This is a genomic window from Hydrogenovibrio sp., assembly GCF_965140365.1.
Taxonomy (GTDB): Bacteria; Pseudomonadota; Gammaproteobacteria; order Thiomicrospirales; family Thiomicrospiraceae; genus Hydrogenovibrio.
Genome location: NZ_OZ223196.1, coordinates 1,963,554 through 1,976,646, shown reverse-complemented (window position 1 = coordinate 1,976,646; position 13,093 = coordinate 1,963,554). Strand labels below are relative to the sequence as shown.

Below are 13,093 nucleotides of genomic sequence, written 5' to 3'. Positions count from 1 at the left end.
AGCCGTGTCCTGGGGACTTAGGCGTTTGTTTTGAGTAAGGTGTCGGTGTCGTAAAAGGCCTTGTTATCGGGGGTGGCGCCGCGTAACCCGATGACTTGACTCGCAAACGCCTGTGCTGCGATCAAGGTTTTTTGAATAGGCCATGCTTCTATTAGACCATGAATGTATATGGCCGTAAAGGCATCTCCTGCTCCGACGGTGTCGACAAAATCGGGAATTTCGCCGGGTGTTTGACTGAAGAAGCCTTCGGGAGTGAGGACGGAGGCACCTTCTGCGCCGCGGGTGACAATGACCTGCTCCAGTTCGCAGCGGTTTTGAAAGTTGCGCATCGCCACTTCCAAAACCGGTTCCTGAAAGCCAATCTCACGCAGTTCATCTTCATTGAGTTTGACCCAACGCGCGGTTTGAATCCATTCAAACAGGCTGGTTTTTTCCCACCAGGGCGCCCGAAGGTTGACGTCCAGAAACACGGACCAGTCACCGGATTCGCGCAGGGCTCTAAATTGCTGTTGGGCATAAGGGCTTCTCAGAGCCAGAGAACCGTGATACAGCAAGCCGTGACGTTTCGGCAGTTGAACCGATTGGGCGGAGATGAAATCGTAAGCGCTGCCCGGCGTGATGTCGTAATGGGGTTCGTTGTCGTACACGGTGATGTCGACACGGCCGGTTGGGTGGGCTTGGTCGAGCTGGATATTGTCGGTGCGCAGTCCCCAGGCCTGGGCGCTTTTGATAATGGTTTCGCCCAAAGCGTCATCGCCAATGCGCGAGATAAATGTGGGGTTGTCGCCCAGCGCCTGCAAATGCCAGGCGACATTGAAAGGCGCACCGCCCAATACCTGTTTGCCATTGGGGAAGCAGTCGAATAGGACTTCACCGAAAACGGTGATGGAAGGCTTATGAGTCGTCATAGAGCGAGAACCTGTTCGTGAAGGATGGATTGGAAATGGGGCGCAAAGTGGGCGACACCTTGCAAGACCCCGGCGGCATAGTTGCCGTTGTGGTCTTGGGTGTTTTGGGCTTGAAAAAATGCGACTTCGGTATGGTTTTGCATGCATTCTTGCCAGGCCTGTCGTTTGATCTCTTCCGAGGCGTTGGCCACCAATACAGATTGAATATGGCTGGTCAGGACCGGCAGGTCGTTGCCGCTGTCGCCGGCGAAAACAACGTCCGGCAACGCAACTCCCAGCTGTTGTTGTAGAAATTCAATGGCGTGCAGTTTGGTGGCGTTTTGCGGTAAGACGTCCAATAAACCGACATTGGCGGCTTCGTCAATGCTCCAAATTAGGCTGGTCCGAATGTTTAACGGTGCCAGCGCGGCTTCGGCCTGTGCCAGATAATCGGTTTCACTGGCTGTGGAAAGATCAGCGTAAAAACTCACCTTATGGGTGTTTTGTTTTTCGCGTTCTTGCAGCGTTAAACCTTTCAGTTGCATTAAGGGTTGGGTGAGGTCGCTGTGTTGGCAATTCCCCCAGGCCTGGCCGATTTCGGTTTCCCACTCGGTGACGGTTTCCCAGTGGTTGTTTTTGCGATGATGAATTTGGGTGCCGACATCGGTGATGGCGTAATCCGGTTCGGGTAACTGGTAGGCCTGAATAGCGTCTTCCATCAGTGCGAGATGTCGCCCGGTGACGTACACCAGTGTGACGCTTGGTTGTTGGCAAAAAGCCCTGAAAGCGCTACGGGTTCGCGGGTGCTCCGGTTGCGCACCGTTGGGAATGACGGTGCGGTCCATGTCGGTGCACAGCAATAAGGTCGAAGCATTTTGAGATGAGGTCATGCGTCCTCCGTCGTCTGTTCAGACGAATGTTCTTCCGGCGGACGGCAGCTATCGAAAAAATCATAGTATTCAAGCGCTTCGAGAATGCCTTCTTCGTAAGGCTTTTTGGCGAAATAGATACGGTCGATATCGATGAGCTGTGACAATTCTTCATCGTGACGGTTGGCCACCACGGCGGCGAGCGCATTGCCGCGCATCATATCTTCATCCGCGCCGGAACCGCCGGCCACCAGAATGCGTTCCAGCGGAATTTCCCACCGGTCGGCCACATAGCGTAACGCCATGCCTTTTGACGCTCGAATCGGCAGGATGTCGAGATACTGGCCGAAAGACAGTTGGACAGTGACGGACTGTTCTTCCTGATGCAGATAGCGTTTGATTTCTTCCAGGTCGGCGATTTCCGGGTCGATGTAGTAACTGATTTTAAAGCGGTTCTGTTCCGATTTTGGTTGGCGTTCCAAACCAGGGTAATTATCCAGCAAAGAGCGGACTTTATGCGGCACCCAGTGGTAATCGATGTGTTCTTCCCAAGCGGTGTCGGTGGTCAGCTTCGGGGCGTAGCTGATTTCCGTACCACTACTGGAAATGAGAATGTCCGGTTCGGGAATGTGGTGTTGTTTCATCAAACGTAAGGCCGAATCGAGGCGGCGGCCGGTGGCCACGATGAACAGCGTGGACTTTTTATGCGCTTTCATTTCCGCCAGCAAGACTTTCAAGGCATCCGGATTGCCCATGAGGTTCTGGTCGAGACTACTGACAAAGGCGCGGTCTCGATAAAGTCCGGATCGTCTTGAAATGTGGCGCCGTTCAAGGCGCTCGGATTCTTTGACGATTGGACTGACTAAATCAAGATAGCGGTCGGCGTGGGCCTGCCAGGCATAGTGCTCCAACACTCCAACCAACCCTTTATGGGTGAATTCCTGTTGTTTTTCCGGTGATTTGAGAATGGAGAGTAGCGCGTCGGTAATGGTTTTCGGTTCCAAAGGGTTAATGAGCAGGCCATTGTGGCAGTTGCCGATGATGTCTCGGGGGCCGCCGTCTTCCGTTGCGACGATGGGCAGCCCGGAGGCGGCGGCTTCGATGAGCGTCAGGCCGAAGGGCTCGGTCAGCGCCGGGTTGACAAAGACCCCACCGGAAGCTGCCGCGATGCGATAAATCATTGGCACGTCGTCCCGACTATGGTGTTTGGGCAAAGCAACCTTGCCGTAAAGGTCGTAGCGGTCGATGGCGGCCCAGAGTTCGTAAAACACTTGTTGTGCGCCGGTTTCGAGGTCTTCGACATCGTCTCGGTTCCCTGCGATGATGACGAGGTTGGCGCGGTCTTGCAAGTCTTCCGACTGGCCGTAGGCTTCGATCAGCGAAGCAATGTTTTTACGGTGATCTGGCCGCGAAAGCGCGAGAATAATCGGTTTCGCCGGCTCTTTGAGGTGCTGAACCAGCATTTGGTAGAGGTCGCCTTCCAGCTCGTTGCCCATCGGCGGCATAAAATGTTTGAGGTTGGTGCCGGGGGGCAGTACGCGCATTTGTTCCGGCTGATAAAAATCGTAGAGTTCGTATTGCTCTTCGATTTCCTGGTGGGTGCTGGTAATCACGCGTTCCGCCGAGGCCAGAGTGTGTTCTTCGGCATCAATGCGGCGCGCCATATTGTATCGTTGTTCGATTTCTTCTGCGCTCAGGCCGCCGGCAATCAAGCGGGCGCGTTTAACCCGTCCCAATGAGTGGCCGGTGTGAATCAGTGGAATCGACAGTTGATGCGCCAACTGCGAACCGACGTAACCGGCATCGGCGTAATGGCTGTGGATGATGTCCGGCGAGCGCTCTTGTTGACGGAAGTAATCCGCCATATTGTCGGTGAAGGCGTCGAGATGATCCCAAAGTTGTTCTTTATGGATGTACTCGTCCGGTCCGGCTTCGATGCGGACGATTTGTAAGGTATCGGACAGTGTTTCAAACGGCTCGGCGTATTCGGGAGAAACATGTTCGTCCCGAACCACGCGTGTGAAGAGTTCCACTCGCGCCACACCGGGTTTTTCGGAAAGGGCTTGCGCTAATTCCAGCACATAAAGCGTCTGACCGCCGGTGTCTGCGTCGCGGCCGAGTTCCAGATTGTTGCCACGAATTAAGCCGTGGACGCTGATTAAGGCGATGTAAAGACCACCTGTTGTTGGGTTCATAATGTTTTCAGTACGTTTTTGTTACGTTAAAGAAGCCCGTTAGGGGCGAAGTTTGATGTTATGGCAATTCAATGAAACGGTTAAATGCGTTGCCGATTTCGGCATTTTTTTGCGCAAAAGAAGAGTTGAAAGTATCGGAAAATCAAGTGGTTCCGAAGGCTGTTATGAACGAAACTTTAAAAGAGCTTTAGAATGATTGTACAAAACCCGGCGCAGAAAACAAGCCCAATCCGTTATTTGACCAGGCCTGGCGAATTTTGGGAGATGCTTTTGGGGATGAGGTCTTGCCGGTTAAAGAGTTGCAGTGCATTTTGGTAGGCGATTTTATGGGCCACATCTGGTGGTAATTGGGTCAGCCAGCGGCGCATTTTCGATAAGGTATGGCCGACGGTGAGCCAGCGTAAGGTGCTGAAGGTATCGATGGCGGCCAGTAATCGATCCTGGTGTTGGATGAAGAAATCTTTCCACTCAGGGTTTAGGCGACCTTGATCGTCAAAAAATTCACCGTCTCGTACCGAGGTATCAATGTACAGATTTTTGGGGTGGCGCTTCAGGAGCGAAGCCAAAAAGTCAGGAGTGGGTTGGGTGCCGAGGTGAGCCCAAATGACTTGAACGTTGGGTGAAATTTCGAAAATACGATCGACGATTTCCGCATCGCCGTGGATTTGCAACATTAAATTGCGCTCGTCTGCGATTTTAATGATGCGTTTCAGAACCGGGCTGTAAGTGTCTTGTTTGAAAATGTGAAACTCGCCGATGCCTTGATAAGGAAAGGCATCCAGTTGGGTTTCAATGTCACTTAAGGTATTGAGGTCCAGCATCCAGTTGGGTTTATTGGCTTTGGTTTTGTATAAGCTCAAAAATGGAATAATGCGCTTGGGGGCATGTTGATACAGTAATTCGGCCTTCGATGTCGGGGTGCTGGAAATCACGGCGCCGATGACATTGTATTTGTCATAACGCGAAATGATTTGCGCTGGGCTGAGAACGCGGCTGTCGGCCAATGAATAATGCGAGTGACTGTCGAAAATTGGCAGGGTGTTGGCCTGGCTCGTTGGTATCAATGCAGCCAGGCTGGTTATCAATAAGGTGTGTTGCAAAAAGGCTTTCATCGTCATTCGAACCTTTAGGCTTGGAGGTGGTGTCGGGCCAGCTTTTGAATGGTTTGGCTGTAATCGGCTTCCGGAGTCGGTGACTCACCCAATGGGTTGAGGCGTTTTTCCGGGTTATTCAATAATGTATGGAAGGTGCCGACGGTGCAGTGCGCCAGAGGTTCGAGGTTATAGCCGCCGCCCAGTGAAAAACTGATGCGGCCATTACATAAGGTGTCGGCCGAGTTCAGGCATTTTTCCACCAGTTGGTTGAAACCGACTACCGAGACTTGGTGTTCGGCCAGGGGGTCTTGCCAGTGGGCGTCGTAACCGGCGAATACAATAATATGGTCCGGCTTGAAGGCTTCCAGTTTGGGTTGGATAACTTGGTCGTATACCGATAGATAAGTGGCGTTGCCGGCCTTTTTTTGGAAGGGACAGTTAACCACTGTGCCTTCTGCGCCGTCTTTGCCGGTGAATTTGGCGCCGCCGGTCATCGGCCAGTAAGGGTGTTGATGGATGGAAATGGCCATAATGGACGGGTCGTCAGCGACCAAGTCTTGAGTGCCGTTGCCGTGGTGGACATCGAAGTCGATGATGGCGACCCGTTCAACGTCGCGGTATTTTTGGAGCGCACGGGCCGCGATGATGTCGGAATTGAAAATGCAGAACCCCATCGCTTTATTGGTCAAAGCGTGGTGTCCGGGTGGACGTAACAAAGCGAATCCACGGTCGACCTGGCGGTCGTGGACGGCCAGGTTCAGGTTGATATTGCTGCCCGCGGCCATTTTTGCGGCATCGAAGGTGGCATGGTTTAAATAAGTGTCTTGATTATAAGCATCATAAAAACCGCCACCGCCTTTGCTCAGGATTTCGATTTCGTCGATGTAGTTCTGCTGGTGGGCGAAGCGCAATTCTTCCAATGTTGCCATGCGGGTATCGACCGGCGTGAGCTGTTCCCAGATTTTCTGGCGTTCCATCTCTTCGTTGATGGCAACCAGCCGTTGAGCAGTTTCCGGATGCTTGGGTAAGTCGTGTTTCAGAAACAGCGGGTCAAGCACCACGCCGACCGAATAATCACCAGGCCTGGCCGGTTTGCCATAACTGATGGGGCTAAAGGCCGTTGCACCCAGCGCGCCGAAGGCGGCCAGTTGTTTGATGAATGCGCGTCTTCCTGACATAACCACTCCTTAAAAGCAAAGAGATTCATTCGAGGTAAGTAAATAGTTTAGCCCTTTCAGTGAAAATGTATAGTCGTATTCACCTAAAGAATGGTGTGCGACTTTAATGCGAAGGGTTTGACCGTTTTTAAGTTGATTGAGTAATTGTTGATAACTTTGTTGCAATTGCTGGAAAGTGCCGATTTTCTGGGTTGGAATTTCCAGTCGAATTCGATTCTGTTTTTGATTGTTTTGAGATTGGATTTTTAAAATGCCTTGTAATGGAATTAATGCACGCTTGTCGGATGGTTGAATTTGATATTGGACGGTCATTAATTTGGGCGTTGAGCTGATGATTGCCTTATTTAATAAAATGATTTGCAAAGAAGGTAGCGAGTTGCCTGCACTGCAGGTAAGACCGAAGAAAGCCTGGCTGGAGGCCTGTTTGGTGAATAATTCCACTTGGTCGGGTTCTTGAGTGTAAGGGTTGAGGTAAGTCGTCAGGCTGTAGTCTTCATGCAAGCTTTGTGAGGCTTTGGCGAAAGTGTGCGTGGATAACAATAATGAGAGGCTGAAAAGCAAAAATACTGTGATGCGTGTCATGTGTTGATAACCGTTTTATAGTATGGATTAAATGTCATGTGACAGGATTGTATCGTTTTACACAAAACAATGACATCCTGTGGATAACTTTTTGGATAAAATCCTGAAATTCACTGGATTTGGTGCGAGTTTTAAAAAAGTGATAAAAAAATGTCAAAAAACTGCAAAAAGCTATTGCAAAAAATTGGAGAGGCTATAGAATACGCATCTCTTTCACGGAGACGCCAAAAACGACAACGGAAACGAAGTTGATAAAGGCCGAAGCGGGAAAGAAAAAAAGCGTAAAAAAAGCTTGACGGAAACAAAATCAAGCGCCTATAATACGCGGCTTACCGAGACAGGGTGCAGCGCACTGAGTTAAGGAAAAGCAAGACCAAGAGTTCTTTAAAAATCAGGTAATTCAGAGATAATTTATGTGGAAGTTACTTAGGTAAGTAGCTGTCCAAAAATAAATATCTCGACAACTATGTATATGGTTAATCACATTTATGTGAAACATGTACCTGTTAATTTCGAGTGTTTAATACGTGCAGACAAGCACACAAAAAAATCGAGTAAAAAGATTAAACTGAAGAGTTTGATCCTGGCTCAGAATGAACGCTGGCGGCAGGCCTAACACATGCAAGTCGAACGGAAACGATGAAGAGCTTGCTCTTCAGGCGTCGAGTGGCGGACGGGTGAGTAACGCGTGGGAATCTACCCTTTAGTTGGGGACAACATATGGAAACGTATGCTAATACCGAATATGCTCTACGGAGTAAAGGTGGCCTCTACTTGTAAGCTATCGCTAAAGGATGAGCCCGCGTTAGATTAGCTAGTTGGTGGGGTAAAGGCCTACCAAGGCAACGATCTATAGCTGGTTTGAGAGGATGATCAGCCACACTGGGACTGAGACACGGCCCAGACTCCTACGGGAGGCAGCAGTGGGGAATATTGCACAATGAGGGAAACCTTGATGCAGCCATGCCGCGTGTGTGAAGAAGGCCCGAGGGTTGTAAAGCACTTTCAATTGTGAGGAAAGGTTAGTTGCTAATAACAGCTAACTGTGACGTTAACTTTAGAAGAAGCACCGGCTAACTCTGTGCCAGCAGCCGCGGTAATACAGAGGGTGCAAGCGTTATTCGGAATTACTGGGCGTAAAGCGCGCGTAGGCGGACTGTTAAGTCGGTTGTGAAAGCCCTGGGCTCAACCTAGGAATTGCATCCGATACTGGCAATCTAGAGTTTAGGAGAGGGAAGTGGAATTCCTGGTGTAGCAGTGAAATGCGTAGATATCAGGAGGAACATCAGTGGCGAAGGCGACTTCCTGGCCTAAAACTGACGCTGAGGTGCGAAAGCTTGGGTAGCGAACGGGATTAGATACCCCGGTAGTCCAAGCCGTAAACGATGTCAACTAGCTGTTGGCCTTATTAAAAAGGTTAGTAGCGTAGCTAACGCACTAAGTTGACCGCCTGGGGAGTACGGTCGCAAGATTAAAACTCAAAGGAATTGACGGGGGCCCGCACAAGCGGTGGAGCATGTGGTTTAATTCGATGCAACGCGAAGAACCTTACCATCCCTTGACATCCTGCGAACTTTCTAGAGATAGATTGGTGCCTTCGGGAACGCAGTGACAGGTGCTGCATGGCTGTCGTCAGCTCGTGTCGTGAGATGTTGGGTTAAGTCCCGCAACGAGCGCAACCCTTATCTTTAGTTGCTACCATTTAGTTGAGAACTCTAAAGAGACTGCCGGTGATAAACCGGAGGAAGGCGGGGACGACGTCAAGTCATCATGGCCCTTATGGGATGGGCTACACACGTGCTACAATGGAGGGTACAAAGAGCAGCCAACTGGCGACAGTGCGCGAATCTCATAAAACCCTTCGTAGTCCGGATCGGAGTCTGCAACTCGACTCCGTGAAGTCGGAATCGCTAGTAATCGTGAATCAGAATGTCACGGTGAATACGTTCCCGGGCCTTGTACACACCGCCCGTCACACCATGGGAGTGGGTTGCAAAAGAAGTGGGTAGTCTAACCTTCGGGAGGGCGCTCACCACTTTGTGATTCATGACTGGGGTGAAGTCGTAACAAGGTAGCCCTAGCGGAAGCTGGGGCTGGATCACCTCCTTTAAGACAAAGACGGCCACGAGCCTAAGCTAGCTTTCACATAAATTGTCTCTGAATTACTGAGAAAAACGAGAACGACCTGGGTCTGTAGCTCAGTTGGTTAGAGCGCACCCCTGATAAGGGTGAGGTCGGTGGTTCAAATCCACCCAGACCCACCAATTTTGTCCTACTCTGCGTTAAATGTTTACTCGCTTATTGTTAATAAGCTTCGCAAATATTTGCCTTGATTAGAACAAAATTAAAAACTTATTAGGGAAGGCAATCCTAATTAACACAAGCTTAGAGCAAGAGATTTTAGGCTTAGACGAGGCACTTGAGCAAAGAGCGCCGGGAGCTTACAGTAGTAAGTGACCAAGCGATGCGCGAAAGTAACGAAGTATAAGGCAAAATATCGACGCTATAAGGGGCTATAGCTCAGCTGGGAGAGCGCCTGCCTTGCACGCAGGAGGTCTGCGGTTCGATCCCGCATAGCTCCACCACTACACCTGTGAATAGGTTTTGCTTTAAAAGACAAAGCAGAGGTTATTCACAGTCGTATTGGTGACAATAGACTGAAAAGCAAACGCCGAAAGGCCAAGCGAAAAAGATCTTTAACAATTAGGAAAAATCTCTAAGTAATTGTTGAGTGTTATTTTTAAATAACGCCCGACAAGTAGTTAGAACATACAGAATACCGACATATTCTGTATGATTGACATTCAAACCACTCCAACGGTTTGAATGCCAAGGTAACAATGTATCTTAAAGAGTTCAAACACACGCAAGTGTGATGATACAAACTCAAGCGAGAACATGTCAGCGTAAAACTTTTAGTCATGGCAACGAAATAGGCTTTGATTGAGACATGGTTTTTTATGAATTTAAAAAACGATGAATCAACACAAAAGGTCAAGGTTATTTTTGAGTTGTATAGTTAAGTGACTAAGCGTACACGGTGGATGCCTAGGCGGTAGAAGGCGACGAAGGACGTAGTAACTTGCGATAAGCCTCGGGGAGCTAGTAAACAAGCTTTGATCCGAGGATTTCCGAATGGGAAAACCCATCCTTTATGGATATCCCCTTGTGGGAGGCTAACCCGGAGAACTGAAACATCTAAGTACCCGGAGGAAAAGAAATCAATCGAGATTCCCCAAGTAGCGGCGAGCGAACGGGGACCAGCCCTAAAGCATTTATTAAGATAGCAGAACACTCTGGAAAGTGTGACGATACAAGGTGATAGTCCTGTATGCGAAATCTTATTAAGTGTTATTCGAGTAGGACGGAACACGTGAAATTCTGTCTGAACATGGGGGGACCACCCTCCAAGGCTAAATACTCTCTACCGACCGATAGTGAACCAGTACCGTGAGGGAAAGGCGAAAAGAACCCCTGAAGGGGAGTGAAATAGAACCTGAAACCGTGTACGTACAAGCAGTAGGAGCCCTTCGGGGTGACTGCGTACCTTTTGTATAATGGGTCAGCGACTTACGTTATGTTGCAAGGTTAACTGAATAAGGGAGCCGTAGGGAAACCGAGTCTTAAATGGGCGATTAGTAGCATGGCGTAGACCCGAAACCGGGCGATCTATCCATGGCCAGGTTGAAGGTGCCGTAACAGGTACTGGAGGACCGAACCCACGTATGTTGAAAAATGCGGGGATGAGCTGTGGATCGGAGTGAAAGGCTAATCAAGCCCGGAGATAGCTGGTTCTCCTCGAAATCTATTTAGGTAGAGCCTCATGTCTCACTGCTGGGGGTAGAGCACTGTTATGGTCTAGCGGGCCGTCAAGGCTTAGCAGCCCATTGCAAACTCCGAATACCAGCAAGTGCAATCATGGGAGACAGACTGCGGGTGCTAACGTCCGTAGTCAAGAGGGAAACAACCCAGACCACCAGCTAAGGTCCCTAAACACTACTCAGTGGGAAAGGATGTGGGAAGGCTCAGACAGTCAGGAGGTTGGCTTAGAAGCAGCCATCCTTTAAAGAAAGCGTAATAGCTCACTGATCGAGTCGGCCTGCGCCGAAGATTTAACGGGGCTAAGTAGTGTACCGAAGCTGTGGATGCCGTAAGGCATGGTAGAGGAGCGTCGTGTAAGCCTGCGAAGGGGTATTGTAAAGTATCCTGGAGGTATCACGAGTGCGAATGCTGACATGAGTAGCGATAAAGGGAGTGAAAAGCTCCCTCGCCGAAAGACCAAGGTTTCCTACGCAACGTTAATCGACGTAGGGTTAGTCGACCCCTAAGACGAGGCCGAGAGGCGTAGTCGATGGGAAGCAGGTTAATATTCCTGCACTTTTTATGACTGCGATGGAGGGACGGAGAAGGCTAGGCCAGCTTACTGATGGTTGTAAGTTTAAGGTAGTAGGCAGAGATCTTAGGTAAATCCGGGATCTTAATGCTGAGAACTGATGACGAGTCCTCTTTTGGACGAAGTGGTTAATGCCATGCTTCCAAGAAAAGCTTCTAAGCTTCAGGTCATAAAGAATCGTACCCCAAACCAACACAGGTGGTCAGGATGAGAATTCCAAGGCGCTTGAGAGAACTCGGGTGAAGGAACTAGGCAAAATGACACCGTAACTTCGGGAGAAGGTGTGCCCCTGATGGTGAAGCATTTACTGCGTAAGCTATTGGGGGTTGCAGAGACCAGGTGGCTGCAACTGTTTACTAAAAACATAGCACTGTGCAAAATCGAAAGATGACGTATACGGTGTGACGCCTGCCCGGTGCCGGAAGGTTAATTGATGGGGTTAGCTTAGGCGAAGCTCTTGATCGAAGCCCCGGTAAACGGCGGCCGTAACTATAACGGTCCTAAGGTAGCGAAATTCCTTGTCGGGTAAGTTCCGACCTGCACGAATGGCGTAATGATGGCCACACTGTCTCCACCCGAGACTCAGCGAAATTGAACTCGCAGTTAAGATGCTGCGTACCCGCGGCTAGACGGAAAGACCCCGTGAACCTTTACTACAGCTTTGCACTGGACTTTGATACTATCTGTGTAGGATAGGTGGGAGGCTTTGAAGCAGTGACGCCAGTCATTGTGGAGCCATCCTTGAAATACCACCCTGATATTATTGAGGTTCTAACCTAGGGCAGTGAATCCTGCTCAGGGACAGTGTATGGTGGGTAGTTTGACTGGGGCGGTCTCCTCCTAAAGTGTAACGGAGGAGCGCGAAGTTACCCTCAGCACGGTCGGACATCGTGCAATGAGCGCAAGAGTAAAAGGGTGATTGACTGCGAGACAGACACGTCGAGCAGGTGCGAAAGCAGGTTCTAGTGATCCGGTGGTTCTGTGTGGAAGGGCCATCGCTCAACGGATAAAAGGTACTCCGGGGATAACAGGCTGATACCGCCCAAGAGTTCATATCGACGGCGGTGTTTGGCACCTCGATGTCGGCTCATCACATCCTGGGGCTGAAGTCGGTCCCAAGGGTATGGCTGTTCGCCATTTAAAGTGGTACGCGAGCTGGGTTTAGAACGTCGTGAGACAGTTCGGTCCCTATCTGCCGTGGGCGTTGGAGAATTGAGAGGGGCTGCTCCTAGTACGAGAGGACCGGAGTGGACGAACCTCTGGTGTTCCGGTTGTCACGCCAGTGGCATTGCCGGGTAGCTATGTTCGGAAAGGATAACCGCTGAAAGCATCTAAGTGGGAAACCTGCCTCGAGATAAGTTCTCCCTAGACTTTAAGTCTTCTGAAGGGCCGTTAAAGACTATGACGTTGATAGGCTGGGTGTGGAAGTTCAGTAATGGATGAAGCTAACCAGTACTAATTACCCGTGAGGCTTAACTATACAACTCAAAAGTAACTTTGAAGTCATGACTGAAAGTGACGCAAAGACATGTTTGAGCTTGAGTAGATAAAGAACGCTTTAAGAACATTGTGACGGCGCTTACTAAAGTGCTAAGCAACTAAATAACTGCACGCTTAAGAGATTTTTCCAAATTCAGTGAGTTGTTTGAAAGAACAGCTTACATAACCCGATTGCTTGGGGACCATAGCGAGATGGAACCACCTGATCCCTTTCCGAACTCAGAAGTGAAACGTCTTAGCGCCGATGGTAGTGTGGGAGGTCCCATGTGAGAGTAGGTCATCCCCAAGCTTATATTCCTGAAAACCCATCTTTATGATGGGTTTTTTTTTGCCTGGAATTTTTAACATTTATCTTCTTCATTCCCGCCATCCTTGTTGTTATCTCTGTATCCACT

Annotated in this window: 6 protein-coding genes, 2 tRNA genes and 3 rRNA genes; 5 read left to right on the top strand and 6 right to left on the bottom strand. The window is 49.8% G+C overall.

The window, feature by feature from the left end:
• Positions 1–17: 17 nt before the first annotated feature.
• The 6 genes from AC0KH7_RS09420 to AC0KH7_RS09395 all read right to left on the bottom strand — a co-directional run bounded on the left by AC0KH7_RS09420 (position 18) and on the right by AC0KH7_RS09395 (position 6,805).
• The gene (locus tag AC0KH7_RS09420; protein WP_472372834.1) at positions 18–908 is read right to left on the bottom strand and encodes a carbohydrate kinase family protein; all 891 of its coding nucleotides are present in this window, start codon (positions 906–908) and stop codon (positions 18–20) included.
• The gene (locus AC0KH7_RS09415) at positions 905–1,777 is read right to left on the bottom strand and encodes an HAD-IIB family hydrolase (protein WP_472372832.1); all 873 of its coding nucleotides are present in this window, start codon (positions 1,775–1,777) and stop codon (positions 905–907) included. Before AC0KH7_RS09415 ends, AC0KH7_RS09420 begins: the two co-directional genes overlap by 4 nt.
• Complete coding sequence (locus tag AC0KH7_RS09410; protein WP_472372830.1) at positions 1,774–3,951, bottom strand: HAD-IIB family hydrolase; 2,178 nt, start codon at positions 3,949–3,951, stop codon at positions 1,774–1,776. Before AC0KH7_RS09410 ends, AC0KH7_RS09415 begins: the two co-directional genes overlap by 4 nt.
• A gap of 233 nt (positions 3,952–4,184) precedes the next feature.
• Positions 4,185–5,069: an amidohydrolase family protein gene (locus AC0KH7_RS09405; protein WP_472372828.1), complete on the bottom strand. Its 885-nt coding sequence runs from the start codon at positions 5,067–5,069 to the stop codon at positions 4,185–4,187.
• 8 nt (positions 5,070–5,077) lie between these two features.
• Positions 5,078–6,223 carry a histone deacetylase family protein gene (locus AC0KH7_RS09400; protein ID WP_472372827.1) on the bottom strand — a complete coding sequence of 382 codons (1,146 nt, stop codon included), beginning with the start codon at positions 6,221–6,223 and terminating at the stop codon, positions 5,078–5,080.
• A 9-nt stretch (positions 6,224–6,232) separates the two neighbouring features.
• Positions 6,233–6,805, bottom strand: coding sequence for a hypothetical protein (locus tag AC0KH7_RS09395; protein ID WP_472372825.1), 573 nt, complete (start codon positions 6,803–6,805; stop codon positions 6,233–6,235).
• A 565-nt stretch (positions 6,806–7,370) separates the two neighbouring features.
• On the opposite strand from AC0KH7_RS09395, the gene AC0KH7_RS09390 reads away from it, so the two are divergent.
• The 5 genes from AC0KH7_RS09390 to rrf all read left to right on the top strand — a co-directional run bounded on the left by AC0KH7_RS09390 (position 7,371) and on the right by rrf (position 12,987).
• Positions 7,371–8,914: ribosomal RNA gene (locus AC0KH7_RS09390) — 16S ribosomal RNA — on the top strand.
• Positions 8,915–8,992: 78 nt separating this feature from the next.
• Positions 8,993–9,069, top strand: a tRNA-Ile gene (locus tag AC0KH7_RS09385).
• 245 nt (positions 9,070–9,314) lie between these two features.
• Positions 9,315–9,390: transfer RNA gene (locus AC0KH7_RS09380), tRNA-Ala, on the top strand.
• 432 nt (positions 9,391–9,822) lie between these two features.
• Positions 9,823–12,678 (top strand): 23S ribosomal RNA (locus AC0KH7_RS09375).
• 194 nt (positions 12,679–12,872) lie between these two features.
• Positions 12,873–12,987 (top strand): 5S ribosomal RNA (gene rrf, locus AC0KH7_RS09370).
• The 16S, 23S and 5S rRNA genes sit together here with 2 tRNA genes alongside, the layout of an rRNA operon.
• Positions 12,988–13,093: the final 106 nt, after the last annotated feature.

Excerpts from the sequence above, each read along its gene's own strand:
- AC0KH7_RS09400 (WP_472372827.1), bottom strand. The coding sequence starts at position 6,223 with ATGTCAGGAAGACGCGCATTCATCAAACAACTGGCCGCCTTCGGCGCG.
- AC0KH7_RS09410 (WP_472372830.1), bottom strand. The coding sequence starts at position 3,951 with ATGAACCCAACAACAGGTGGTCTTTACATCGCCTTAATCAGCGTCCAC.
- AC0KH7_RS09395 (WP_472372825.1), bottom strand. The coding sequence starts at position 6,805 with ATGACACGCATCACAGTATTTTTGCTTTTCAGCCTCTCATTATTGTTA.
- AC0KH7_RS09420 (WP_472372834.1), bottom strand. The coding sequence starts at position 908 with ATGACGACTCATAAGCCTTCCATCACCGTTTTCGGTGAAGTCCTATTC.
- AC0KH7_RS09405 (WP_472372828.1), bottom strand. The coding sequence starts at position 5,069 with ATGACGATGAAAGCCTTTTTGCAACACACCTTATTGATAACCAGCCTG.
- AC0KH7_RS09415 (WP_472372832.1), bottom strand. The coding sequence starts at position 1,777 with ATGACCTCATCTCAAAATGCTTCGACCTTATTGCTGTGCACCGACATG.